A 26635-nucleotide genomic window follows, 5' to 3' on the forward strand; every position below is an offset into this window, starting at 1 on the left:
TATTTTAAATTTATTCATAAATAATATAATTTATCATATTGATAATTAGGAGGTTATTTATGAATAAAAAACAAATAATGATAATTAGTATATTTGTAGTAGTTTTATTAAGTGTTGTATTCTTTTTAACAAAAGGGAAGTCATTAGAAGAACAATTAGAAATTGTATCACAATATGATACATATACTATGTCTTGTAATATGGAATTATTAGAAAATGATGACTTAAAATCATTTCAAATTGATGTTGTATATCAAAAAGAAGGGGAATATTACAAAGTAACCATCTATGATAAATCATTAAATCAATCTCAAGTAATAGTTCGTAATGAGGAAGGTGTTTTTGTTGTAACGCCCTCTTTAAATCAAACATTCCAATTTCAAAGTGAATGGCCTACTAGCCAACCAAAACCTTATATTTATGTTTCTTTGTTAGAAGCAATTGAAGAAGGTAGTGTAGATTCGATAGAAGATGGTTATTTAGTAAAACAAGATATTACTTATGAAAATGATGATCGTGTAACAAGTCAAGAAATCTATTTTGATGAAGAATTACATCCTGTATTAGTACAAGTATATGATCAAGATGGTTTAGAGATTATTAAAGTAGAGATAACAAGTTTTGAAGAAAATGTTTCTTTAGAACAAGATACTTTTAATCCAGATGTTATTGTTAATGATGTAACGGTAAGTTATGTAGAACAAATGGAAAGTAGTTTACCTTTATATCCAGTAACTTCTTTAGGGGCTTCTTTAGTGAGTCAGGAAATAAGTGTGATAGGGGATGTTACGAATCATATTTTACAATTTAGTGGGGAAACTAGTTTTACAGTAGTTCAATCAGTTGATATGGGCGCTAGTGAAGTAGTTACAACGCAAGTGTATGATGAAGTAGTGGATTTAGTGGATGGAATCGGATTTTATAGTGACAATCAGTTAACCATGATTCAATCAGGAATACTTTGTTCTGTTTATTCTACAGAACTTACAAAAGAAGAAATGATGGATGTTATAAATAGTTTGCAGGTATCTTCTATCAAATAAATGTTTATTGAAAAAAACAACTATCCGTATTATACTTAAATAGTTAGGTGGTGGAAGTATGTTTTATAGAGATAGCTATACAGTAATTGATTGTCCCAAACTAGTAAGTAATGTTCATCATTTACATGAACATGTACAAAAAGATTTAATGGCTGTAGTAAAAGCAGATGCTTATGGTTGTGGTTATAAAGAGATTTCCTTAGCTTTGCATGATTTAGACTATGTTCGTGTTTTTGCAGTAGCAACATTGAAAGAAGCAGTGAAACTAAGAATGGCTGGAGTGAGTAAGGATATCCTTATTTTAGGTGCTATTGTAAAAGAAAAAGAAGAACTTATCTTAGCAAGTCAACATGATATTTCTTTAACTGTTTTTTCTTTAGAATATGCTAGAGAAATTATTAGTTGTTTAGAGGGTAGAAAAGTAAAAGTTCACGTAAAGATTGATACCGGGATGCATCGTATTGGTATTATGGATAAAGAGGAATACCAACAAGTAATAGCATTATTAGAAGAGAATAATTTTGAAATAGCAGGAGTATTTACTCATTTTGCAACAGCGGATGATAATGAAAAAGAATATTTAAAACAAAGAGATACTTTTTATGAAATAATAGGGGATGCTCCTTATCAATATATTCATTGTGAAAATTCAGCAGCAATGATGTATCAAAAAGATGATCAAAGTAATTTAGCAAGATTAGGAATTGCAATGTATGGAGTTGATCCAGCTGGTCAAGAAAGTGATGAATTAAAACAAATTGTTTCTTTGTATACTAGAATAACAATGGTAAAACAAATTCAAGCAGGTGATTATGTTGGTTATGGTTATACGTATCAAGCAAAAGAAAGTGAATATATTGCAACATTACCAATCGGATATGCTGATGGAATTATTCGTAAGAATCAAGGAAGATATGTCTATATTAATGGGAAGTATTATCAAATAGTAGGTCGTGTTTGTATGGATCAAATGATGGTTCGTGTGGATGAAACGATTCAAGTAGGGGATAAGGTAGAAATATTTGGTGATCATATTAGTTTAGCACGTATGGCAAAAGAACTAGACACAATACCTTATGAAATCATGTGTTTGATTTCAAAAAGAGTAGAAAGAGTATATAAATAAAGAATATCTAACGATATTCTTTTTGTTTGAAAATAAAAAAACTATAGATTGCTCTATAGTTTAGTAGAAGAATTCACATAAGCGATAGTATGATAATTCACCTTCTCTTACCGATTCAATTTCTCCCTCAGTAATTTTAAATGTTTGTGGCATCGTTGTTGAGTCTGTATCAAAATATTCTGCAAAGAAAGTAGTTGCATCAGATACACTTGATAAATCTACAAAATAAAGTGTGTCACTTCTGTTTTCATTTACAAATAAATCCATTGCATCAGTGTAAGAAATAGTAGATGAATCAATACTACTCCCAACAACAACAACAAAAGAATCTTCCTCTTCCATCATTTGCTCTAATTTTGATTCAGAAAGTGTTACATAATCAGCGAACATAATATTTTTATATGCAAATAATCCACCAAAAGCAACAACTACGATACAGAAGATTGATAACTCTTTCCACAATTTTTTAATTTTATCCATAATTGCCTCCATATATACTTATATATAATACCAAAAAAAAACCAAACTGACAACATAACAAAATAAAAAGCCCAAATATGGGCTTATTTTTGACTTAAAACATAATTCCAAGCATCTTTACACATATCTTCTAATGTTTTAGTTGCTTGCCAACCTAAATCTTCCAATGCTTTTGATGAATCTGCGTAACATTCAGCAATATCTCCAGCACGTCTAGGTTGAATCTTATAAGGAACAGGTACACCATTTACTTTTTCAAAAGTGTTGATAACATCTAAAACGCTATAACCAATACCAGTACCTAAGTTATAAATATGAACACCATCATTAGCAATATTTTCTAATGCTTTTACATGGCCAACACCTAAATCTACAACATGAATATAATCTCTAACTCCAGTACCATCAGGAGTATTATAATCATCACCAAAGACTCCTAAACATGCTAAGTCTTTATTTGCTACTTTCATAATATAAGGCATTAAGTTATTAGGAATCCCTTTAGGATCTTCTCCTAATAATCCAGAACTATGTCCACCAATTGGATTAAAATATCTTAATAAAATAATAGTCCAATCAGGATTAGCTGCTTGAATATCTGTTAGAATTTTTTCTAACATTAACTTACTTGTTCCATAAGGATTTGTAGTTGGTCCTAATTTTGCAGTTTCAACAATAGGTACAACATCAGGATCACCATAAACAGTTGCACTAGATGAAAAGACAAACTTTTTACAATCATACTCTTTCATTAAACGAGTTAAAATTAATGTACTATAAATATTGTTTGTATAATACTCTACTGGTTTACTTACAGATTCCCCAACTGCTTTATATCCAGCAAAATGAATAATTGAATCGATTGATTCTTTTGCAAAAATCTCTTTCATAGCATCATAATCACAAACATCTACTTCATAAAAAGTAACTTCTTTATTTGTAATTTTCTTAATATAAGATAATACCTCTATCTTAGCATTATATAAATTATCTACGATAACAACCTCGTGTCCTTGATTTAATAACTCAACACAAGTATGACTACCTATATACCCAATACCACCTGTAACTAATACTTTCATACGATATCCTCCTCTTTCATGACTATTTTATCACTATTTAAAAAAAAGAAAAGCAAAACTATTATTGTTTTGCTTCTTTTTCTAATATTTCTACTTCCTCAAAACCACCTTGGAAATGGCCTTTGATTATATGTTTTAATTCATGAACAAGACTAAGTCTTTGTTGTGTGGAGGAACATTGTTCGCTAACTACCACTAGGTAACGATCACCATGGCAAAAAGTAAATGCTTTTGAAGAAGAAGGTAAATTACCAACTACATAACAAATATTATAATCATCTAGTATTTGTTGAATTTCTTCATCCGTCATTTTATTGATTATCCTCTTTAATAAATGTATTAATAATAACAAGCACCTTTTCTAAATCACTAGGAGATAATGTTCTCGATTTATCAAATAATAGCTTTAGATTTTCATTATCTACGATATCGTTATATAGACTAGCAAGTTCAGGTCTATCAGAAAGATAATTTATATTTTCTTGGTAATCACCTAAATATTCATCACTTACATGCCCGCCTGTTAATTCACGAACATCACATTCCAGTGCATCAGCAACTTTTCTAAGCTTATCACCACGGATGCTACTAATTTCACCAGTTAAATAACGAGAAATAGTACTAGGGTTTAAGTTAGCACGTTTGGCTAGTTGTTGATTGTTTAAATTTAATTGTTGCATTTTTAATTTCATCACATCTTTTAGTTCCATAATCCATCCTCCTGGCAATATTATAGCATTTAGTTGCAAAAAAGCAATATTATTCCTAAAATAATTGCGTAAACTCATTGACAATACGCAATTATTGTCGTAATATGAAATTGCGGAAGCGCAACAAAGGAGGAAAATCTATGAAAATCAATAAATATCGCGTTGTAACAGTATTAAGTTTAGGGTTATTATTATTAACACCAGTTCTAAATATATTTGTAAATATGTTTGTTCGTCAAAAAGCAGGAGTAGGGAGTGAATGTTTATTATGGTTATTTCCACTTTTAGTTTTAGCGCTGTATGATTCTTTTGTGGGTACGTTAGACTAATGGAATTAACAAAGGAATTTGGGAATGCAAAAGTTGTTCATGATTTTGATGAAGTAATCGATAAGATGGACTATATTATAATAGATGATGTTTTGTATTTTCAAATAAGTGAGTCTAATAAAGCATATGAAAAAATCCAAGCAGCAAAAGAAATAAGCTTGGTAACGAATGAATATTCTTTGACGGGAAGATGTAAAGAGGTAGGGAAAACAATTTATAATAGCCAATATATGGAATTGATGAAAAAGTATTTTTCTTTTAAACAGTTAAAAGAGGAAAGATTGTTTATTTTTATTCAAACATATGAAAATCATATTATTATATAAAATAAAAAAGGCTAGATAGCCTTTTATTTTTTTGCAAGAATTGCTTCTACTGCTTTTACAAATTGTTCATTTTGTTCTGGACGACCAATACTCACACGAACATAAGTAGGACCAAAGCCTCTGATAATAACACCATATTGATTTAAGTCTAAAATAAACTTTTGAGTATCACGATGTGGATTGAAATAGACAAAGCTTGCAGAAGATTCTACAATATCAAAACCAAAAGATTTTAGAGCATTACTAATATAGTTTCTACCAACTGTATTATTATTAATAGATGCAGCAATATATTCTTCATCTTTGATAGCAATTTGTGCTCCTTGTAAAACCAAACGATTCGCACCATAGTTAAATTCTAACTTCACTAAATGTTGTTGAATTTCAGGTGTAGTCACTGCATATCCTAAACGTAATCCTGCTAAACCATACAGTTTAGAGAATGTTCGTAAGACAATTACATTCTTTCCGGCTTTTACATATTCCATCATTGATATATGTTCTTTATCATCTACCCACTCAAAATATGCTTCATCTACAACAGTAATAACATGCTCAGGAACATTTTCCATAAAGTATCTCATATCTTCATTCGAAACTTTCGCTCCAGTAGGGTTATTAGGATTTACGATAACAGCAATTTTTGTTTTTGGAGTAATGCTGGCAAGCATACCATGGACATCGCTAGCAAAGTTTTTATTATCAACACATACAGGAGTAATTCCATAACGTGATTCTAATAAAGTATAAGCGATATAAGTAGGGGTTGATAATACCATCTCATCACCTGGATTAAAGAACAAATCAGCAACAGCACAAATTAAAGAACTAGATCCAGTTCCCATTACTATATTATTAGGTTCAAACCCTAAATTATTTGCAATAGCGTTTCTAGTAGGTGTGATTTGATTTGCAGGGTATAGATACATATCATCAAGATAACCTTTTAAAGCTTCGACCACTTTTGGAGATGGGCCGAATTGGTTTTCATTTGCGTCAAGTTTGCACTTAGTGATACCTTCAGGTATCGGTGGTAGAGGAGTTCCTCCAGGAACATAATCTACGGCTTCTTTTTTAACATCATTTAATAAATCAAGTACATTCATATTTTATCCCCCTTGTAACAACATATATTATAGTTAGAACCAAAGAAAAGTAAATAGGTAAACGAAAGATTGTATACAAAGTTTTAATAAGATATTATTTTTTTTAAAAAAATTCAAATTAATATTGACGAATTTTCAAAAAATTGGTAATATGTATTAGCACTGGAAAACATGGAGGTTTAGCTCAGTTGGGAGAGCATCTGCCTTACAAGCAGAGGGTCAGCGGTTCGAGCCCGTTAACCTCCACCATTTTTTAGTTAATGCCGGCTTAGCTCAATTGGTAGAGCAACTGACTTGTAATCAGTAGGTTGAGGGTTCAAGTCCTTTAGCCGGCACCATAATGGAGAAGTAGCGAAGAGGCTAAACGCGGCTGACTGTAACTCAGTTCCTAACGGTTCGGTGGTTCGAATCCGCCCTTCTCCACCATTCTTGGGGTATAGCCAAGCGGTAAGGCAACAGACTTTGACTCTGTCATCCCCCTGGTTCGAATCCAGGTACCCCAGCCAAATAAACAAGACCTGCTAGCTCAGTTGGTAGAGCATCTGACTTTTAATCAGAGGGTCAGGCGTTCGAGTCGCCTGCGGGTCACCATTTTTTATAGAAGCATTAAGCCATGCCCAGGTGGCGAAACTGGTAGACGCACAGGACTTAAAATCCTGCGGACCTTAAAATCCGTGCCGGTTCGATTCCGGCCCTGGGCACCATTTTTTGCGGGTGTAGTTCAATGGTAGAACTTCAGCCTTCCAAGCTGACTACGTGGGTTCGATTCCCATCACCCGCTCCAAATAATTTAATAAACCGCCTTATGCGGGTGTAGTTCAATGGTAGAACTTCAGCCTTCCAAGCTGACTACGTGGGTTCGATTCCCATCACCCGCTCCAATCAATTTAATAACGCATATTATGCGGGTGTAGTTCAATGGTAGAACTTCAGCCTTCCAAGCTGACTACGTGGGTTCGATTCCCATCACCCGCTCCATGCTTGAGTAGCTCAGTTGGTAGAGCAATCGGCTGTTAACCGATCGGTCGCAGGTTCGAGTCCTGCCTCAAGCGCCATGTGGCTCGTTGGAGAAACGGTTAACTCACTTGCCTTTCACGCAAGCATTCACGGGTTCGAATCCCGTACGAGTCACCATTTAAAATAAACAAATAATTTATTTGTAGGTGATATTTGATATTTATGATTTACATAAATACAAAACAAAGACAGCATATGCTGTCTTTTTATATATGATAATCTCTTTGTTTATAAACATAACCTCCTATGAATACAAATACACCTAGTAATAATAAATAAGCTAATAATTGCATTATGAAAGTTGAATCAAATGATAAAGCATTCGTTGGACTAAACAACTCAAAAGGGCTTAAATAAACAAACCAATCTAATTTAGTTGCTAAAGTAGAAATAAATCCACACATATAACTAAACAAAACAACAATACTACCAATCATTGCACCAGATATCTTTCCTGAAATACCAGATAACATCACTCCTAAGCCTAAGAATACAAAAGGAGTTAAACTAGATAATTTCATAATTGTTAACACATCCATTAATACAAAAGTCTCACCACCATTAATAAACCCACATAGAATAGCAGAACTAATAGTAGCCATAATAACAATCATTAATGAAATATAAGCCATTAAAAATTTAGAAATATAGATATCAAGACGACTAACTTCTAAAGAATATAAGAATTCTATTGTTTTATTTCTTTCTTCACTAGCAATACAATTTGCTCCAAAGCTAACAGCAAAAATACTAATAGCAACCAATAATATATTATATATCATCCCAAAATAAGTAACAAAATCAGCTAAATCACTCATACTATCCATACCAAACAACTGAAATAACTCCTCTGGCATTGTCTCCATCTTTACAGTAGCCATATCTTGACAATAAGGAAACAAAATCATATATAAAAACATCATACTAAATAAAGCAACAGTCCAACCAATAATAAGTTTCTTATTATTTTTAAGTTGAAATACTGTTAATAAATAAATGTTTTTCATTTATTCTTCCTCCTTATAATATTGAATAAAAGACTCTTCTACTGTTTTCTTCCTTATTTCTAAATAAGATAAATCTAACAAAGCTAATTCTTTTATTAAATCATTAGGGTTTCCACTATACTCATAACTAACTTCTTTATTATCACTAGTAAGATAACTAACAATTTGTACTTGTGATACACTAACATCTAACATATCGATATCTTCCACAATTTTTCCATCTTTAATAATTAAAGCACGATCACAATATTTTTCTATTTCACTAAGGTTATGACTTGATAAAAAGATAGTCTTTCCTTTTTCTTTTTCCTTTAATAACAATTGAAAGAACTTTTCTTGCATAAAAGGATCTAAACCATTGGTAGGTTCATCTAAAATAAGAACATCTTTATCTTTTAATAACAATTGAATAATCGAAACTTTCTTACGATTACCTAAACTTAGTTCTGCTATTTTCTTATCCAAATCTAATTCAAAATAATTTGCTAAAAAGTCTAGTGTATCCAATCCATGATTACCAATATTGATTACGAACTCAAATAAAGCACGACTAGTAATATGGGGATAAAACATCGTATCACTAGGCATATATCCAACAAAATCTCTTACTTTTTTAGCGTTTTTATTAGCATCTAAGTGATCAAAATGACAAGATCCTTTGCTTGGATGAATAAAGTCCATTAAACAACGAATAGTAGTGCTTTTTCCAGCACCATTTTTACCAACAAAACCAACAATAGTTCCTTTTTCTATTGTAAAACTAAGATCATCTACTGCGATACATTCATCAAAAGTTTTAGTTAAATTATTAACGATTATTTTCATTGTTATCCCTCTTCTCTCTTTTTATTGTAGACTACTATTTTTTAAAAGTAAAGAAGTTGAATATATGTTATAATATTTGAAATAAATAGTAGGAGAAAGAGAATGGAAATTATTGAAGGTTATCCATATGTGGAAGAAATTAAAGGATTGATTCAAGAGTATTTGATTGAACTAGATCGTGATTTATCTTTTCAAGATATAGCAAGTGAATTTAATAATCTACCAAAAAAATATCCTGCATTGTTTGTTGCTAGAAAAGAGGATAAGGTGATTGGATGTGTGGCTTATCAAGTGTTGAGTAATGAGCGATGTGAGATGAAACGACTTTTTGTAAAAAAAGAATATCGAAACGAAAAGATAGGGGCTTTGTTAGTAGAAACAATCATTTCAAAAGCAATCAAAGAAGGTTATCATGAAATGGTTTTAGATACGATAGAACCATTACAAAGTGCCATTCATTTGTATCATTCTTATGGTTTTATGGAAACAACTGGGTACTATGATAACCCAATGGATGATGTGATTTATATGATGAAGGAACTTACTTAGAATATATGTTTGATATTTGTGTATACAATTGCTAAAGATATTAGAAAGTGCTAAAATGTAAGGATAGAAAGGAGGAAATGTACGATGAATAGAGTATTAGAAATAGTAAAAGCTTTACAAAAAGGAAATACTGTTCCTGAAAGTACCATTGGGGCATTAGATGCTATATGCCAGCTTTATCAATTTAATCGAGTTCGTACATTTTTAAGAACAAAAAATAAAGAATATTTTATTCCTTTAGATGATGTTCGTTTATCTAAAAAACCAATCCTCCTTAACAGCGAAAATGGTATTGACTTTAATGACTCTTTTTATCGGAAAAAAGAACAACAAAATCATCGTATGCTAGCAAATCTATTAACATGTGAATTTATACATACAAAAGAGTTTTATCGTTATCAAGAAGATTTAGAATCTTTAGGTTATATTTCTTTAGAAGATGGAAATATAAAAGAAGCTATTATACGTTCTATTGTTTCTGATGAAACAGGTATTATGGGATTCTTTGTATTTGAGAGATTTGATAATATGCCTCAACTTACAAATGATGAAGTAAATGAATTAAAAACGTTATGTGTGATTATTAATGATCGTATTGAGAATTTTGAAACACGTAAAAAATTAAAAGAAGAACAAAAACAAAATACAATTGATCCATTAACAGGATTACCAACATTAAAAGTATTTAAAGAAAATTTAGAACAATTAATGAAAATAAATAATAAGTATGTCATGATTTATTTAGATATCGATAAATTTAAGTATATTAATGAAATATGGTCTCATGAAACAGGAAATCATATTCTTCAAGAAATGGCTGCTGTTATTTCTTCATTTATCAAAAATAATGAACTATGTTGTCGTATTAATGATGATAAATATGCTTTATTTTTAGAATATCATGGAGATATAAACTTACAAGAAAGAATTGATGATTTAGATACCAAATTCCGTTTCATGCAAAAAGCAATGTTTTCTCAAATAAAAATAACAATTATTGGTGGTGTTTATGTTGTTCAACATGTTCAAAGTCCTAACTTAATAATTGATAAAGCAAACATAGCAAGACGTTGTGCAAAAGGAAACTATGACAATGCTTATGTTACTTATAATCAAAATCTAGAAAGTTTAAGTGAAAGAGAACGTCAAATTGAAAACCGTAGTGCATTTGCATTAGAAAACAATGAATTTATACCTTTTTTACAACCTAAATTTGATGTTGATACAAATGAAGTAGTAGGGGTAGAAGCATTAGCTAGATGGAAAGCAAAAGATCGTATGATATCTCCAGCTGAATTTGTTCCTGTATTTGAAAAAAATGGTTTTATTACAAAACTAGACTTTGTGATTTTCGAAGCAGTTTTCCAATTTATGAAGAAAATGTTAGATGAAGGATGTGAATTATATCCTATCTCTTTAAATGTTTCTCGTGGTCATATTAGTGAAGGTGGTTTTAAGGAACGTTTCTTTGAACTAGTAGATAAATATCAAATTCCTCGTCAATATATTGAATTAGAAATAACAGAAAGTGTTTTTATGGAAGATAAAGAGGTATTAACTTCTTTTATGAAAGAACTTCGTGAAGAAGGATTAATGATTTCCATTGATGATTTTGGTACAGCTTATTCTTCATTAAACTTATTAAAAGATGTTGAAGTAGATGTAATTAAAATGGATAAAAGTTTTATAGATAATATTACTTCACAAAAAGAAGTAGATGAAGCAAATAAAGATAAAGTTGTGATTAAGAATATTATTAAAATGATTCAAGAATTAGATTTTGATATTATTTTTGAAGGTATCGAAACAGATGAACAAATTGAATTCTTAAAAGAAATAGGTTGTAAATATGGCCAAGGATATGTTTTTGATCGACCATTACCACTAACTGTATTTCAGAATCGCTATTTAAAAGATAAAACAATACATTAATAAGATGCACCCATCATTTAGATATAAATGATGAGGTGTTTTTTGTTAGAAATATATTTTAATGAATTTTAATAATATTGTTGCATAAAAATAATATTTATAATATACTAAGAGTAGATAAGATACGTAAAGGTAAAGATATGTTTTGAAAGGGTCTTGTAAAAGGAGAGTGTTATTATGAAACAAGATGGAAGAAAAAAATGTGATGTAAGTCTAAATGATTTAGAGTCAAAGAATCAAGTTTATTTTAGTAAAGAAATATTATATTTTGATTATTTTGAATATCATCAAGAAATAAGAATTCAAGATGTTCAACAAGTTACGTTATCTTTGGTAAGTAGAATTTATAATCATTCTGATTTATTAGTACAAAAGGGAGCTAGTCCAATAACATTAATGCAAGGATATACAAAGTTTCCTTCTATGAAATATTATTTTGATATCGATATCCTTACAAATAATCAAACTATTTTATTAGAAAGTAATGATCTGATTGATTCTATACCTTTTATCTTTGCTTTAACAAAAGTAGTAAAAGATATAAATGATCCATTAAACTTATTAGAATGGATTCCAAAATATCAAAACAATGAACAATCTAGAACTAAATTAGATAACTATTTAACAAAAGAATTCCCTCGACTAGCAAAGAAGTTTCATCTAGAAAATCCTAGAATGGATAAGGAAGTATTAAAAGATACATTAGATAATTAAATATCAATATATGGGAATATATTCATGAAATAGAAGTCAAGAAATTAGATAAGTAATCCCTTAAAGCAAAAACAAATCTTGTATCATCAAGATTTGTTTTTGTTTTCTAGTTCCAACTCAAATTTACAAGGAGAGATATTTTCATAATTAGTGATTTTTATTTACTGTTTGGTTAGAGAGGAGTATAATTTACGTATGAATGTATTAATTTTAGATAAGGGGAGAGAACAATGAAAATAAAGTTTAAGATAGTTTTTATTTTAATGATTGTTATTACATTCGTTGTAACATCTTTTCCTGTTTATGCAACCCAAGAAACTACGACAATTAAAGTCGGTTATACTTTGAATTATGGAACAGTAATAAGTTCTACTGTAAATACTCAAAAAGGATACGGATATGATTATCTTACTAAGATTTTTGATTATGTAGGAGATGAATATGAATTAGAATTTATATGTTGTGAATGGTCTGATGCAATGGATATGTTAACAACAGGAGAAATAGATATATTAGGGCCTATTACTAAGACGGATGTAGGAATGGAATCTTATTTATATACAGCATCTGATTTTGGAGATAATGTTATTTTATTATCGACCCTTACTAGCAATGAATATCAGTATGCGAATTATGATGATATTAATGATAGTGTGATAGCTGTTCAAAACAACAATCCTAATGAATATTTATTATATGAGTTTTTAGATGAATATGATTTAGAAGCAAATATTGTTTATTTTGATGATAATGATTATGAAAAAGTAATGCAGGAAAATGATTATGATTTTTGTTTATGTTCTTCATTACAAACAATGGATAGTTTATCTCCTGTTGCTAAATTAGGGACTACAAGTTTCTATTATGTAACGGATATTAATAATACAGAATTAATGGATTTAATAGATGATGGAATGACTGAAATAGAACAAAAAGAATATTTGTTTCAAGAAAAATTATATTTAGAATATTATGATTACTCTTTGTTATCTGCTAATTATGTTACCAATGAAGAATATGCATTGTTGCAAGAAAAAGAAATGTATTATATTGGTGTAGAAAATTTTGATAGTCCTATTTGTTATAAAGATGAAAATGGTGATTTTCAAGGAATTTCTATTGATGGATTATCACTGATAATGGATCAAGCAGATGTTCCATATACGATAGTAGAAATAACACAAGAAACATCGAGTGAAGAATATGATAATTTGGACTTTTATTTACTAGCGAATGATGAAAGTCTTGGAATGATTGCGAGTGATACGTATTATTCTTTATCCATGGTATTAATAGAACCATTTTCTAATGAAAATGCTGAATTTAATACAATCGGTACAGTGGATTACTTAGGTATTGATGAAACTAATTTACCTTATGAGTGTGTTGGAGAAACAGTCCTAACTTTTACAAATGTAACAGATATGATTGATAGTTATAATGATGGAGAAATTGATAGTTTTATTTTAACGAGTGCTTCATTAAATTTATTTCGAAATGAAATAGCTTCTTTGGATTTTATAAGTACTACTATTTATAAAAAACTAGATTTAGTTTTGATGTTTCCAGAAGATTATTCAGATGATTTAATTGATATTTTTAATAAAGTTATTGGACAGATAGATACTACTCAATTAGATACATCACTATTGTTTCATTCTACGGAAGAATCAAATGATACGTTGTTAGATTATTTAGAAGATAATCCTTGGGTTGCTAATATAGCTATTGTTTCTATACTTCTTTTTATTGCTTTATCAGAATATGGTCGTAGAAAAACATTAAAGAAAGTATTAGAATATGATGAACTGACAGGTCTTTATTCAAAGCATAAATTTATTAAAGAGGCTAAAAAGATTCTTGCTAAAGGAGAAAATAATCTTTATACGATTGTTACTATTGATATTGATAATTTTAAATATATTAATGAATTATATGGATATGAAACAGGTTCTAAAGTTATTCAAATTTTAGGGAAATGTATAAAGGAAGATGCTGGTCATGCATTGTTATTTGCTAGACACGAAGCAGATAAGTTTATCTTATTGCTAAGGAATGATGATGAGAATCATGAATTAAGTTTTACTTTGAAGAATAATGATAAATTGATGAAGATGTTTCATCCTTATATTGGAGATACCTATACGATTACTTTTAGTATTGGAGCATATCTTATTGAAAATACAGAGGATAATTTAGATTTTATGATTGATTGTGCAAATATTGCACGTAATTTAGGAAAAGAAGCTGTTGATGCAACGATTCATGTGTTTTCAAAAGAAATGGATGTTCATCGAATTAAGATAAATGAAATTGTTGCTTCTATGAAGCAAGCAATAGTAAATGAAGAATTTATTTTGCAGTATCAACCAAAGGTTGATATGAATTCAAGGGTTATTGTTGGTGGGGAAGCATTGGTGAGATGGAAAAAAGGAGGGGATCTAATACCTCCGAATGATTTTATTAGTATCTTTGAAAAGAATGGGTTTATTGAAACATTAGATTATTATGTGTTAAGTAAAACTTGTGAATTTATTAAAAGTAATCCATTTGTACCAAAAATATCTGTTAATATATCAGCTGTTACCATTATTAAAAAACAAGCTGTTAAAAATATTATGGATACGATTGATAATTATGCTATTCCTTATTATAAAATTGATATTGAAATAACTGAAACAGCATTTATGGAAAATATGAAAGAAATATTTGATAATGTACAACAACTTAGAGATAAAGGAATAAGTATTTCTATTGATGATTTTGGTGTAGGTACTTCTTCTTTGAGTAGATTAAAAGATATGTCAGTTGATACATTAAAGATTGATAGAGAATTTATTATTGATTGTATTGAAAATGATAGAGGAAAGAAGATCATTAATAGTGTTATTCTATTAGCGAAATCACTAGATTTAGAAGTAGTAGCCGAAGGTGTTGAAACAAAAAGCCAAGAAGAATTCTTAGCTAGTCTAGGTTGTGATATAGGACAAGGATATTATTATTCTAGACCAGTTGATGGAGAAGAGTTTATTAAACAATTAGAAAAAACAGCGGAGTAGTAATAAACTACTTCGCTATTTTTATTGAATAGATTGATTGTTTAATAGTTGTTCAAATATGTCTGACATTGATTCTTGAAATACTAAATTTGCTTCTACCTTTAAGGGACTTTTATTCATAACAACTAATTTATTTCCTTGATAATATTGGATAAAACCAGCTGCTGGATAAACATGTAAAGAAGTTCCTGCAATAATAAGCATATCACAATTCTTAATTGCACTAATAGCTTCATTAATAATATTTTCATTTAATGATTCTTGATATAAGACAACTTCTGGTCGAATAATACCACCACATTGACAAGTAGGAATATCTGTTTGTAAGATAGCTTCTACAGAATATTCTTTATGACATTTCATGCAATAATATTTTCTTGCATTGCCATGTAATTCCAATACTTTGGTACTTCCTGCAAGTTGATGTAAACCATCAATGTTTTGTGTAACAATAGCACTCAATTTACCTTCTTTTTCTAACTGACATAAGTAATGATGGGTACTATTAGGTAAGGCATCTAGATGCAATAGGTTTTCTTTGTAGTAATGGTAGAAATCTTTAGGAAAGTTCATAAAGAAATGGTGACTTAAAAGAGTTTCAATAGGAAGTGTATTATTTTGATACGATAATCCTTCTTTGCTCCTAAAATCAGGTATTCCGCTATCGGTAGAAACTCCAGCACCACCAAAAAATACAATTGAATTACTTTCTTGTATCATTTTTTTAAATTCTTCAATCACTATTATCACCTCTAAAATAGTATAGCATAACGATTGCAACTTATGTAATAATTCTGTATTTCGTGATATGCATTATTGCAATTTTTGATGACCATGCTATTATGACAAAAGAGGAGCATAGAGAAATAATAAAGGAGACCAACTATGATTTTTCAAGAGAAAAATGATAAAAAATTAAATTTCTTTTGAATCATAAAAAAGAGCGCACTAAAAAAGGTAAAATAAGCTATTTTTAAAAAATTATTCTAAGATGAATTTTTCATCAGGATTATTTAAGACAAAGTAAATATAGTTTACTAGTTTCTTTGAACAATGCCCTAAGGCATTGTAATGAGATTTTCCTTCACTGCGTTTCTTTAAATAGTAAGTGTTCATAGTTGTTGAATTTTTTGCCACATTATGAGCTGCCCATATAAGCGCATAACGTAGTGTAGCATTTCCTCTTTTAGACATACGTGTTCTCTTTGCATTAAAATTACCAGACTGTCTTATGATTGGATCTAATCCTGCATAAGCTAGTACTTTACAAGGACTATCAAATCGGTCTATACTAATGATAGCAGATAAGATGTAAGCACCTTGAATATAGCCCATACCTGGGATATTCAATATAGCACTGTCTATTTCTTTCATCATTTCAATGATGTTTGCTTCTACATCTTCTAACTGCGATTCTAGAAGTTCGATTTGGAGTATGATATTTTTAATTCTAAAAGAGATTGCGTTTGAATGAAAGCCAACGCTATTTTTACTTAACGATTTAAGGTCTTTGATACGTTCGAGGTTGAAGCCTTTACTGTTTTTAGAAATTAACTTTGTCAAAGCCTCATTTCGAACTTCTTTTATTTCCTTAGCTGTAGCGTATCGTTTTAGTAAATTATGGGCTGCATTCGTCTTTAAATTGCCTTTAAAGAAGGATTTAAGCTCTGGGAACACACGATCTAGCTCAGCAGTTAGTTGGATGTATAGTTTTGTCTTTTGTTTAGTAAGACGAACTCTTTCATCACAATATACACGTAAGTCAGAAACAAGAAAGTCTTGACCTTGTGAATTGTTGTACTGATAAGAAAGAAGTTGAGCAATGGACATAGCATCAATTTTATCCGTCTTAGCATTACGAACTGATAAACCACGAAACTGTTTGGATATGATGGGATTAATAAGTTCACAGTGGTATCCAAGAGTAGAAAGATAAGAATGTAAGTTTTGATGGTAATGAGCAGTAGATTCAAAACCAATTAGAATATCTTCTTTATCAATAGAAGATATTTTGGAAAGTAATAAATGAAACCCTTCTTTTGAATTATCAAAAGGAAAAGGTTGGTGAATCACTTCACCATGAGTTGTGATAACACAAGCATAATGCGTTGTTTTGGCAATATCAATGCCTACGTAATAAGTCATAAAAATAGACCACCTTTCTAGAACCTTGTCTATCCATGGCAGTCTATATCTATATCCTTGCGTGACATAAAAGCATTAACGCTTATCCAACTATAAATTAAAAATATAGAGCCATGGTATTAGTCTCCTTTAAATGGACGAAAGCCATAGTAAAAATCAAAACATAGGTTCTATATCCATTATAACAAATATAAGAAAGGAGCGTATGAAATTAGTGAAACAAGGATCATTAATATCATACAAGAAGTAATTGTGGAAGGTAATAATGATGCAGGAAGTTTCATTTTTTTATTTTTTGTAATATGTATAGTAGTAGTTCCAATATTTTATAAGATGCTTAGATGGAGTGTGGTGTACTCTAAGAATGATGCTGCACTTGTGATAGAAATAAAGGCAAAGGTTGTTTCAAAAAGAGAAGATGTAGCAGGACATATGTATACAGCTGCTCGACGTGTTAAAACTACCTATTATGTTACTTTTGAAACTGATAATGAGGAACGTATTGAGTTCGAGATGAGTGGTACAAATCAGGGTATGTTGGTTGTTGGAGATGTTGGAGAACTAAGTTATCAAGGGACAAGGTATCTAGGTTTTAAAAGATAAAAAATGGAGAGGGAAAATTGTAACTTATGTAATAATTCTATGTTTTGTGACGTATCTTATTGTTATATCTAATTGTTTGTGTTACTTTGATCGTAAATTACGAGAGGGTGGGGAGAACTATGAAAAAGTGGATGAAAGGTATCTTAGGAGTAGTATTTGTTTTATTAATAAGTGGGTGTGGTCAAGAAGAGGAAGAAGTTGTTTTTGAAGAAGAGACATATGAAAATGAATATTTTATGAATTTTAAGGAAGTAGAAAATATGATAGAATATTTATCAATTGATGGTTCTACTGTTATTGAAGTAGAAGATAATGTTGATGAATTATTTTTCTTTTTTGAAAATCAAGAAGATAATTATATGGACTATTTACAATTGTTTGTAGATCGTGGATATACACTAGATGGAAGTGATGGGACTACCGTAAGTACTATTTCTACAACTAATGAAGATGTGTGCATTGAGTATTATATAGTAAGTGATTCTGTATGGTTTGAAGATGCATATCCTGAAATAGATATTACAGTACAAAATGCAGGGGTACGAATAACTACAATAGAATAAATAAAATTTAACTTAAATAAGTCTCTTTGTTTGTAAAGAGATTTTTTTTCACTGTACATTTGATCTAACTTTATTTAAAATAGAAGTGAAAGAAAATGATGGTAATCAGGAGGAGATTAAAATGATAAATATAATTATAGGAGCAATCATAATAGGGTTAATAGCTTTTGGAGGTTATCGAACATGGTTACAGTTAAGTGGAAAAAGAACTTGTTGTGGTGGAACAAAGGAAAAAGTAAAAAAGAAAAAGGTAGATGGAGTAATTGGTACTATCTTTATCCACATAGAAGGAATGCACTGTGCACATTGTGAAGCCACTATTACGAACACATTAAATTCAATAGAGGGAGTTAGTGCAAAAGTAGAATTATCTAAGAATCAAGCAATAGTTTCTTATAATAAAGAAATTAGTGATTGCATATTAAAAGAGGCAATTGAAAAGAAAGGTTTTATTGTAAAAAGTATAGAAAGAGTATAATAACAAATCAAAGATAGTAGGAAATACGATAAAAGTCCCCATGTAAAAACTTATCTTCATGTACTAGGTCCAGTAGTAAATTATTATAATGAATGTAACTAATGTCTTAAAAGTGTGTTTTATGCAACATAAATTGACGTGGTAAAAATAGTTATGTACTATTTAAATATAGATACGTTATGTTATTTTCAAAAGGAGAGAGAAAAAATGGATTATCTAGGAGGATCAGTGTTTGAATATTGGTTTATGTTTTTAAAGCTTTTGGCAGTACCTTTAATAGTATATTGTATTATTCAATATGCAATTTGTAGATACAAACCTAAGTTTAGTAAAATATTACCTATTTTAGCGTGTGTACAGGCAATGATTTTTATTTTTAGATATTTATATCTTTATGCAGTTAGTGGACTAGATTTGGTCTTGATTGTTAATGGGTTATTTATTAGCTTAACATTAACGAGCCTATTTATCTTATTTCCATGGATTATACAAAAAAGATGTGTTAAATAATATACATGGAAAGGAAAAGAAGATGAAAAAAATAATAGTAATAATAGTAGGAATAGTTTTGTTAGTAGGAGGATATTTCTTATTTACTAATGATCAGAATATGGAAGGAGAGTATACGATAGAAGAAGTAGTTTATTTAACATCGTTGTCTTCTTATAGTATAGATTATTATAATGATTTAATAAAAGATAGTAGTGTTGTTGTTGGAGATACTTTTAGTGTGGGAGATGAAGTTATTTATACGGATTATGAATTAATAGAAGATCAATTAGAAACTATTCTATCTGATGAAATCGATGGTTTATTTGAAAGTGATTATGAAGTGTATTCTATCGTAGCAGATGGGCAAGATGTTCGTTATGGAATGATTAGCCAAGATGAAGATTTGTATTTACTAATCTACATGGATGAAGTAATTAATAGTATTTCATTATTAAAATAAGTTAAATTGTGAAAATATAATAGATAGTAAATAGCACTTCATTTATTGTTCATGCAATAGATAAGTGCTTTTTAAAAAGAAACGACTAAGAAAAAGGAATTATATATCTGATTATTTTGTGGTATAGAAGCTAGGATATTTTTACTTACTTTATTTCTATGCTTTGATACGATTAAACTATAAGGGAGTGGTTTGATGAATGTTATTATATAAACTATACTTATTAACTATTAGTTAAGATTTAAAGATATTTATCGTAACAATATGTTAACAATGTTAAACAATAGATAGATTATAAGATATACATAAATGACAGCGTTGTTGATTTGAGTACGACATTTTAATATTTATAATGAATGGAGAGAAAAAATGAAGAATATTGTGATATTACTTATATTAGTTTTATGTACTGGGTGTCAAAACCAAGGAGAAGTGACAGACGAAGAAATTGATTTTCAAGAAGATGGGCAAGTAGAAGAATATTTTTCGTATAGCCATGGAGTAGTTGATTTTAATCTTGAAGAATGGATTGTGGAAGGATCAACAATTGATTTTAATTATTATATTGAAAACTTAGGAGATGCTTGTGAAATTGGTCTGTTTTTTTTAATTGATGGAATACCTCAACAAGTAACAATAAATAATGAAACAGGATATATGTATAATTTAGATTATGATTCAGGGGAGTATGTTGAATTTGAAGTTTCTATCCAATCGATTGTAATGGAAGAGACAACAGAGGCAAATTTACAACCATGTGTTGTTTTAAACCCTTCTACGATTGTCACATCATCAACCTATACGTTTGATCACTTGATAAGCTGTACAGCACCTGTTGTACTTAATACAACAAATTTGGAATATGAAATTATAGAGAATATTGAAACACTTATTCCTAACAGTCGTGAAATTAGTGCGAGTGAAGTAGAAGAATTGGGAGGAGAGAAGATATGGAGTAGTGTTGTTATTAATCAGAGTAATAACAATGAAGTGTATGTATCAAACTTACCGTTGGACTTAACGATGTACGGTAAAGCAGGTACATATCGATTATTAGTAATGGAAGACAATACGTTTACTGGTATTTATACTACAGAAATGATAGAACAATCTTATTGTGATATTACTATTGATGCACTTCTAGAAGATACTAAAAATATTTCGTTTCTTATGATTCCTTTAGAAGAATTTGAAGGTAGCCAATATACTACAGCATTTCAAGCAACAAGGGGGATTGTAGAATGAAAAAACTAATTATTATATGTTTGTTATTGCTTTCTGGTTGTTCAAGTAACAGTAGCACAGATAGTGATAATGATAACGATTTTGAGCTTGAAGCTGCTGTTTCTATTGATACTATTGAAATAGCTGATTATTCTACTGCTTTAGTAGAAGTTGTAAGTGATTATTTGGTTGTTTTATATTATGATGAAAATCAAGATATGCAGTATTATCAGGCAACATATGATTGTAAAACATATGAGTTAATAGAAAAAGTGGAAATAGAGTTGGATACCTATTATCCAAGTATTCAAAAAATTGGTGACTATTTTTACTATGGTAGTGAAAGTATTCTAACATTGTATGACAAAAATTTAGAAATAGTAAAAGAGATTGACATTACTGATTTAGTCATTCTACAGGGGTCATCGCTTTTTTTAACAAAGCCTTTCATCATTTATGATGATTTAGAGGAAATAGTTTACTACGATAGTGTAAGCTATAGTTTAATCAAAAGGGATTTAGAAACAATGAATGATGAAGTTATACTTGATCTCAATGAAATAAAAGATGCTCCAACTACCATTACAGAGTTCAGTATGATCGAAGATGATATTGGATTTATTGGAACTATCGATCAGGGAGATATTTATGTCGGATGTTATGGAACAATCGATACTACAAATAAAAGTACCATGATATATGTACAAGAAGATATTAGCGGCTATTTCAATGAAGAATACTTATTTGTTTATGACAGTGTGCGAGTAGATAGCAGTGACTATGGAACTGGGGAAGCATTGATATATAATTTTGTGGAAGGTAGTATAAAGGAATTTGATGTCAGTTTATCGCTTTGTAGTTTTTTTGTTGAAATGATTAATGAAAATATAGTCGTAAGCTATGGTGGAGATACTTTGGATAGTGATGCTTATATTTTGAGTTTTGGGCAAGAACAGAAAGAATATGAAGATATAATTGATGGAGATATCGTACTTATAAGCTCTGCCTATAATGAGGCAAGAAATACTATTATTGTTAATTACAGGACAATAGAGCTAGAAAATTTTGTTGTTGAGTTGGAGATTGATCATGAATATTGAGGTTAAACACTTAACGAAATACTATGGAACAAATAAAGTATTAGATAATATTTCATTACAGTTAGAAAATGGAGTATATGGTTTAATTGGTCCTAATGGTGCTGGTAAAACAACACTTCTACACATTTTGCTTTCGATACTAGACTTTGATGAAGGAAAGATTATAGTAAACAATAATGAGATAGAATTTGGGAGTGATGATTTCATTGAAACACTTGGATATTTGCCACAGTACCCTACATTTTATCCTGCCTTTGAAGCAGAAGAATTTCTAACATATATGTGTATTTTAAAAGGTATACCGAAAAACATAATTCATCAAAAAGTTGACTCATTATTGGAAATGGTAAATTTGGAAAAAGATCGTAAGAAAAAGATAAAACATTTTTCAGGAGGAATGAGGCAACGCTTGGGAATTGCCCAGGCACTAATTAATGACCCTCAGCTACTTATTTTAGATGAACCAACAGCAGGGTTAGATCCAAAAGAAAGAATAAGATTTCGTAATGTAATCGCCAAACTATCAAATGATAGAATTATTATTTTTTCATCCCATATCATTTTAGATATTGAATACGTAGCATCAAAAATTATTTTGTTAAAAGAAGGTCAAATAGAAATTGCAAATAACCAAGATGAAATATTACAAAACATGCAAGGTAAAATAAGAGAAATAGAAATAGATAAAAAAGAAGTAGATCAATTTTTATCTTCAAAAGTTGCGATTAGGATAAAAGAAAGCAATCGTGACAACTATTCTATTCGTTTCATTAGTAATGAACAAATAGGAAATGAAGTTGCACCCTCTTTAGAAGACATGTATATGTATTATTTTGGAGATACAAATGATTGTCTATGAATATAAGAAACTAATAAACTTAAAATCTATTCTATTTCTATTTGTCCTAATAGTAATAAACTGTGCGTATATTATTCAAACAAATGATTTTGGTGATATGGAGAGTTATTATCAAGGGTACCAAGAAGTAGTATCTATTGTAGAGGGTCCTATTACACAACAAAATGTTGATTTTATCTATGACGAAAGACAGGCTGCTATTGACATTGTCCAAGTTGGTAATTATGAAACAGAAGTGTTTGATGAATCAACGTATACTGGGTATATTTATGCAGATATGAATATGCTTGATGAGCTATATCAAGACTTGCAAAGAGTGTATTTGTATGGGTCGAGTATGGATGAAAAAATTACTGTGTTAGAAGAAAATATTGAGAAAAATATAGTGGATGAAGAGTACTATACTGCTTTAATTAATATACTATCCAATCGTCAACTTACAGAATACTATGACACAATGGGAGTAGAAACATATATCAACTATTCATTTTCATCTTTACTTTTATTATTTTTTATTGTGATGATTGTCTCAAAGTATATGTATTATGAAAAAGATAATAATATGGATTCCATTATTTTAACGACATCTTTGGGAAGAAGAAAACTAAAGGAGGTGAAGATAATTATTATATTTATCTTTATAAGTTTAGTTACCGTTCTTTTTTCTTGCTGTGATTTTATAATGCATGATTTTATTTATCAGATAAATGGATTGAGTAACCCAATTTATAGTTTATCTTCTTTTGCATCAACTAGTCTTACACTATCAATATTCCAATTTATAATATTACAAACTGTTTTAAAAATAATGGGTTTCCTTTTTGTAGGATTGTTAATAGCTTATTTAGTTTTTTATGTATCTAATCAAACAAGTGTCGTGATTTCGATATTACTAGGAATATTTATGATTCAAAAGATTCATTGTTTTTATCAAATTCCACTTATTACCTCGAATTGTGATTTGTTTTTATTTTTCAATTTTTACATTGATACATTTTATTGGCAAGTAGTTATGGGCTTTGTTAGTTTAGTGTTATTGATTCTAATGTATAGGAAGAAGGTAATATTGGATGCTAAGATATGAGTTAAAGAAAATACTTATTTATCAAAAAAGTTGGATTGTTTTATTCATTTTATTTCTATCTTTTTTTCTAACAGCTTATCAAAATAATGTGCAAGAACTAGCAACTTCTTTTTATCAACAAGAATATTATAATCAGTTACAAGGTCAAAATGTATTCGAAATACAAGAATATTTAGAGCTAGAAAAGGAAAATATGGATAATATTTCTATTGTTATTATGACGACATTAGAGGATTACCAAGCAGGGATTATTAATCAAGATGAATATATTGAAAGAATGGAACAACAAAATGAATATCAATATAAATATGATGCGTTTTCACAGGTACAAGAGTATTATCAATATCTTCAAGATGATTATCTAAGAACGTATATTTATGAAGCAAATATAGAAAATTATTTTACTCAAGACTTTCCCTTATTGCTTATTATTGTTTGTATATGGATAAGTGTAACTACTTTTTATAATGAAAAAGAGATGGTTCCACTTATCAACACATCAAAAATAGGACGAATAAAACTAGTAAAAACAAAGATAATTTCTTTGAGTATTTTATTTCTATTAACCATTGTAGTATATCACTCTATCAATCTTTTGTTTTGTTATGATTGGCAATATAGTAATGACTTATTTGCCGTTGTATCAAGTAGTATGTTTTTTCAAGACAGTTTTTATAATGGAACTTTTTTATCTCTATTACTATTACTTGCTCTAATGCAATATATTGCAGTAATTATTCTTGTTTTTATAACACTTTTATTATTTTATATTTTACGTATCCGTATTATCCCTTTTATAATAATTTTGTTGATGAGTTATTTACTGCCGATATTTACTTTCTCTTTAGACGTATTGTATTATATTGTGCCGATTGGTTTTTTCAATCCAGTAATGTATTATTTAGAATCATTAAAAGGAGTTGAAGTGCTTGGTATGATATTAGTTGTTAGCGTTATTCTTGCATTATTTGTAAGTAAGAAAATAAAGATAATCCCTATTTTTGTAGTACTTTTGATGCTTAGTGGTTGTAGCAATCAAATGATAAATGATTCAGATGTGTCATATACAAATGATGATACTTATTCATACAATCAAGATGTAGCAATAATTTATAATCAGATTTATAACTTTCATGAAGATGCATATTATTCATTAAATCGAGATGTTACTAAGAATCTTGAAAGTACGGGTATTGGTTATATGCAAAATCAATTATATTATTATGTTGCAAATCTAGAAGATGAAGTGGTTTTAGTTTGTTTGGATACATCGTCCTATAACCAAGAAATCATTTATACCTTTGATTATTATGGTATTGGGTCAATAAATTATATTACATCAATTAAAGTCTATGGAGATGATTATTACATACGATATTATGATCGAATAGAAAAGATAGCTAATGGAAAAGCTTCTGTTTATATTGATGGATCAGCAAATATTATTGGTTGGATTAATGAGAATGTTTATTTTATAAATGATGTAAATCAACTCATAAAGATGGATCAAGAAGGGAATCAAGAAGTAGTATTACAAGAGTTAGTATCACTTGTTAGGATCGTTGATAATACCTTATATTATGTTTCTTTACAAAATGAATTTTTATATTCTTATGATTTCGAAACAAAAGAAACTCAGTTACTTATTCAACAAAAAATAAATGATTTTGAAATATATGATAATTATATATATTATGTAACATTAGAAGAAAATGGAATAACAAAAGTAAAATTAGAAGATAATAGCCAAGAGTATTTGTTACAAGACAGAGAAGTATATTTCATTACAATTTATGAAGGAATCTTTTTTGGTGCAAAAATATCAAATAGTAATCAAATAGGATTTTATTATACAAACTTTGATATGAAAGAATGTATTGAAATAAATTATAAGTGATTATTTAGTCTGTAGGTGACTTAGAAAAGTGGGCTAAAAAACATATCTTATTAAAAAGCAAATCATCCTAGAAAATGTTGAATCTAGAAAAAGATAAAATATTTTAAAGAGTGATGTTTAAGCTTTACTACGATAACTTAAAGAATTATAAAAGAAATGGTACTGCTATTATTGAAGTAGGTAGAATGTTTATGATTTTTGAGAAAATGTATTTTATGCAAAAAAATTGCACTATGTTCCAGGTTGATTGACAATAAATATTGAAAACACTAATCTAAAAATATAGATAGAATAATAGTTAGCTATTTTGAAAAAGTAGTTAGAGAAGTTAAGGGGAGGCGGAGTGTTTTTATGCTTATATTAGAAACAAAAGAGATTCGATTTGATAGGGATCAATTACTTAGAGGTACTAGAGAAGGTTCATC

At 29.3% G+C, this 26635-nt stretch carries 27 protein-coding genes and 11 tRNA genes; 29 read left to right on the forward strand and 9 right to left on the reverse strand.

Going from position 1 to position 26635, the window contains the following annotated elements; genetic code table 11:
* Positions 1–59 precede the first annotated feature (59 nt).
* Complete coding sequence (locus LRR82_RS00475) at positions 60–1043, forward strand: LolA family protein (protein WP_249029564.1); 984 nt, start codon at positions 60–62, stop codon at positions 1041–1043.
* Positions 1044–1101: 58 nt separating this feature from the next.
* Entirely contained in the window at positions 1102–2169 is a 1068-nt protein-coding gene (gene alr, locus LRR82_RS00480) for an alanine racemase (protein WP_249029565.1), read from the forward strand.
* A gap of 60 nt (positions 2170–2229) precedes the next feature.
* Here the strand turns inward: alr and LRR82_RS00485 are convergent, their stop codons facing one another.
* The 4 genes from LRR82_RS00485 to LRR82_RS00500 all read right to left on the reverse strand — a co-directional run bounded on the left by LRR82_RS00485 (position 2230) and on the right by LRR82_RS00500 (position 4441).
* The gene (locus LRR82_RS00485) at positions 2230–2649 is read right to left on the reverse strand and encodes a hypothetical protein (RefSeq protein WP_249029566.1); all 420 of its coding nucleotides are present in this window, start codon (positions 2647–2649) and stop codon (positions 2230–2232) included.
* An 83-nt stretch (positions 2650–2732) separates the two neighbouring features.
* Positions 2733–3731 (reverse strand): UDP-glucose 4-epimerase GalE, encoded by a 999-nt coding sequence (galE, locus tag LRR82_RS00490; protein ID WP_249029567.1) that lies wholly within the window; start codon positions 3729–3731, stop codon positions 2733–2735.
* 61 nt (positions 3732–3792) lie between these two features.
* On the reverse strand, positions 3793–4041 hold the full coding sequence (locus LRR82_RS00495) for an ImmA/IrrE family metallo-endopeptidase (protein WP_249029568.1): 249 nt from the start codon (positions 4039–4041) through the stop codon (positions 3793–3795).
* A gap of 1 nt (position 4042) precedes the next feature.
* Positions 4043–4441 (reverse strand): helix-turn-helix domain-containing protein, encoded by a 399-nt coding sequence (locus LRR82_RS00500; protein WP_249029569.1) that lies wholly within the window; start codon positions 4439–4441, stop codon positions 4043–4045.
* Positions 4442–4581: 140 nt separating this feature from the next.
* Here LRR82_RS00500 and LRR82_RS00505 point away from each other — a divergent pair, with 140 nt between their 5' ends.
* Positions 4582–4770: a hypothetical protein gene (locus LRR82_RS00505; RefSeq protein ID WP_249029570.1), complete on the forward strand. Its 189-nt coding sequence runs from the start codon at positions 4582–4584 to the stop codon at positions 4768–4770.
* Entirely contained in the window at positions 4770–5096 is a 327-nt protein-coding gene (locus tag LRR82_RS00510; RefSeq protein WP_249029571.1) for a hypothetical protein, read from the forward strand. Before LRR82_RS00505 ends, LRR82_RS00510 begins: the two co-directional genes overlap by 1 nt.
* Positions 5097–5119: 23 nt before the next feature.
* Here LRR82_RS00510 and LRR82_RS00515 read toward each other — a convergent pair whose 3' ends face one another.
* The gene (locus tag LRR82_RS00515) at positions 5120–6202 is read right to left on the reverse strand and encodes a pyridoxal phosphate-dependent aminotransferase (protein WP_249029572.1); all 1083 of its coding nucleotides are present in this window, start codon (positions 6200–6202) and stop codon (positions 5120–5122) included.
* A 173-nt stretch (positions 6203–6375) separates the two neighbouring features.
* Between LRR82_RS00515 and LRR82_RS00520 the strand changes: the two genes are divergently transcribed.
* The 11 genes from LRR82_RS00520 (at position 6376) to LRR82_RS00570 (ending at position 7336) form a co-directional block, all read left to right on the forward strand.
* Positions 6376–6451: transfer RNA gene (locus LRR82_RS00520), tRNA-Val, on the forward strand.
* A 13-nt stretch (positions 6452–6464) separates the two neighbouring features.
* Positions 6465–6540, forward strand: a tRNA-Thr gene (locus tag LRR82_RS00525).
* A 4-nt stretch (positions 6541–6544) separates the two neighbouring features.
* Positions 6545–6628, forward strand: a tRNA-Tyr gene (locus tag LRR82_RS00530).
* Positions 6629–6632: 4 nt separating this feature from the next.
* Positions 6633–6708: transfer RNA gene (locus tag LRR82_RS00535), tRNA-Gln, on the forward strand.
* A 9-nt stretch (positions 6709–6717) separates the two neighbouring features.
* Positions 6718–6793: transfer RNA gene (locus LRR82_RS00540), tRNA-Lys, on the forward strand.
* Between the two features lie 24 nt (positions 6794–6817).
* Positions 6818–6906, forward strand: a tRNA-Leu gene (locus tag LRR82_RS00545).
* A 6-nt stretch (positions 6907–6912) separates the two neighbouring features.
* Positions 6913–6986: transfer RNA gene (locus LRR82_RS00550), tRNA-Gly, on the forward strand.
* Between the two features lie 23 nt (positions 6987–7009).
* Positions 7010–7083: transfer RNA gene (locus LRR82_RS00555), tRNA-Gly, on the forward strand.
* A 23-nt stretch (positions 7084–7106) separates the two neighbouring features.
* Positions 7107–7180: transfer RNA gene (locus LRR82_RS00560), tRNA-Gly, on the forward strand.
* A gap of 1 nt (position 7181) precedes the next feature.
* A tRNA-Asn gene (locus LRR82_RS00565) sits at positions 7182–7257 on the forward strand.
* A gap of 3 nt (positions 7258–7260) precedes the next feature.
* Positions 7261–7336: transfer RNA gene (locus tag LRR82_RS00570), tRNA-Glu, on the forward strand.
* 89 nt (positions 7337–7425) lie between these two features.
* Here LRR82_RS00570 and LRR82_RS00575 read toward each other — a convergent pair.
* Positions 7426–8226 (reverse strand): ABC transporter permease subunit, encoded by an 801-nt coding sequence (locus LRR82_RS00575; RefSeq protein WP_249029573.1) that lies wholly within the window; start codon positions 8224–8226, stop codon positions 7426–7428.
* A complete protein-coding gene (locus LRR82_RS00580) occupies positions 8227–9051 on the reverse strand; it encodes an ABC transporter ATP-binding protein (protein WP_249029574.1) in 825 nt (274 codons plus the stop codon).
* A 102-nt stretch (positions 9052–9153) separates the two neighbouring features.
* Here LRR82_RS00580 and LRR82_RS00585 point away from each other — a divergent pair, with 102 nt between their 5' ends.
* The 4 genes from LRR82_RS00585 (at position 9154) to LRR82_RS00600 (ending at position 15305) form a co-directional block, all read left to right on the forward strand.
* On the forward strand, positions 9154–9600 hold the full coding sequence (locus LRR82_RS00585) for a GNAT family N-acetyltransferase (protein WP_249029575.1): 447 nt from the start codon (positions 9154–9156) through the stop codon (positions 9598–9600).
* Positions 9601–9684: 84 nt separating this feature from the next.
* Positions 9685–11532: a putative bifunctional diguanylate cyclase/phosphodiesterase gene (locus tag LRR82_RS00590; RefSeq protein WP_249029576.1), complete on the forward strand. Its 1848-nt coding sequence runs from the start codon at positions 9685–9687 to the stop codon at positions 11530–11532.
* Between the two features lie 177 nt (positions 11533–11709).
* Positions 11710–12246: a hypothetical protein gene (locus tag LRR82_RS00595; protein ID WP_249029577.1), complete on the forward strand. Its 537-nt coding sequence runs from the start codon at positions 11710–11712 to the stop codon at positions 12244–12246.
* Positions 12247–12476: 230 nt separating this feature from the next.
* Positions 12477–15305 carry an EAL domain-containing protein gene (locus tag LRR82_RS00600; protein ID WP_249029578.1) on the forward strand — a complete coding sequence of 943 codons (2829 nt, stop codon included), beginning with the start codon at positions 12477–12479 and terminating at the stop codon, positions 15303–15305.
* Between the two features lie 21 nt (positions 15306–15326).
* Here LRR82_RS00600 and LRR82_RS00605 read toward each other — a convergent pair whose 3' ends face one another.
* Together LRR82_RS00605 and LRR82_RS00610 are read right to left on the reverse strand one after the other, a co-directional pair.
* On the reverse strand, positions 15327–16046 hold the full coding sequence (locus LRR82_RS00605; RefSeq protein ID WP_249029579.1) for an NAD-dependent protein deacylase: 720 nt from the start codon (positions 16044–16046) through the stop codon (positions 15327–15329).
* Positions 16047–16286: 240 nt separating this feature from the next.
* Positions 16287–17450 (reverse strand): IS110 family RNA-guided transposase, encoded by a 1164-nt coding sequence (locus tag LRR82_RS00610; RefSeq protein WP_249029580.1) that lies wholly within the window; start codon positions 17448–17450, stop codon positions 16287–16289.
* Between the two features lie 252 nt (positions 17451–17702).
* Here LRR82_RS00610 and LRR82_RS00615 point away from each other — a divergent pair, with 252 nt between their 5' ends.
* The 10 genes from LRR82_RS00615 to LRR82_RS00660 all read left to right on the forward strand — a co-directional run bounded on the left by LRR82_RS00615 (position 17703) and on the right by LRR82_RS00660 (position 26210).
* A complete protein-coding gene (locus tag LRR82_RS00615) occupies positions 17703–18053 on the forward strand; it encodes a DUF2500 domain-containing protein (RefSeq protein ID WP_283162781.1) in 351 nt (116 codons plus the stop codon).
* Positions 18054–18172: 119 nt separating this feature from the next.
* Entirely contained in the window at positions 18173–18616 is a 444-nt protein-coding gene (locus LRR82_RS00620; RefSeq protein ID WP_249029581.1) for a hypothetical protein, read from the forward strand.
* Positions 18617–18737: 121 nt separating this feature from the next.
* On the forward strand, positions 18738–19094 hold the full coding sequence (locus LRR82_RS00625; protein WP_249029582.1) for a heavy-metal-associated domain-containing protein: 357 nt from the start codon (positions 18738–18740) through the stop codon (positions 19092–19094).
* Between the two features lie 207 nt (positions 19095–19301).
* Positions 19302–19604 (forward strand): hypothetical protein, encoded by a 303-nt coding sequence (locus LRR82_RS00630; RefSeq protein WP_249029583.1) that lies wholly within the window; start codon positions 19302–19304, stop codon positions 19602–19604.
* A gap of 22 nt (positions 19605–19626) precedes the next feature.
* A complete protein-coding gene (locus tag LRR82_RS00635) occupies positions 19627–20046 on the forward strand; it encodes a nucleotidyl transferase family protein (protein ID WP_249029584.1) in 420 nt (139 codons plus the stop codon).
* Positions 20047–20415: 369 nt separating this feature from the next.
* On the forward strand, positions 20416–21291 hold the full coding sequence (locus LRR82_RS00640; RefSeq protein ID WP_249029585.1) for a hypothetical protein: 876 nt from the start codon (positions 20416–20418) through the stop codon (positions 21289–21291).
* Complete coding sequence (locus tag LRR82_RS00645) at positions 21288–22370, forward strand: hypothetical protein (protein WP_249029586.1); 1083 nt, start codon at positions 21288–21290, stop codon at positions 22368–22370. Before LRR82_RS00640 ends, LRR82_RS00645 begins: the two co-directional genes overlap by 4 nt.
* Positions 22360–23229 (forward strand): ABC transporter ATP-binding protein, encoded by an 870-nt coding sequence (locus LRR82_RS00650; RefSeq protein ID WP_249029587.1) that lies wholly within the window; start codon positions 22360–22362, stop codon positions 23227–23229. Before LRR82_RS00645 ends, LRR82_RS00650 begins: the two co-directional genes overlap by 11 nt.
* Positions 23216–24313, forward strand: a complete 1098-nt coding sequence (locus tag LRR82_RS00655) for a hypothetical protein (RefSeq protein ID WP_249029588.1) — start codon at positions 23216–23218, stop codon at positions 24311–24313. Before LRR82_RS00650 ends, LRR82_RS00655 begins: the two co-directional genes overlap by 14 nt.
* Positions 24300–26210, forward strand: a complete 1911-nt coding sequence (locus LRR82_RS00660; protein ID WP_249029589.1) for a DUF5050 domain-containing protein — start codon at positions 24300–24302, stop codon at positions 26208–26210. Before LRR82_RS00655 ends, LRR82_RS00660 begins: the two co-directional genes overlap by 14 nt.
* Positions 26211–26635: the final 425 nt, after the last annotated feature.

Source organism: Tannockella kyphosi, assembly GCF_021054785.1.
Classification (GTDB): Bacteria; Bacillota_I; Bacilli_A; order Erysipelotrichales; family Coprobacillaceae; genus Tannockella; species Tannockella kyphosi.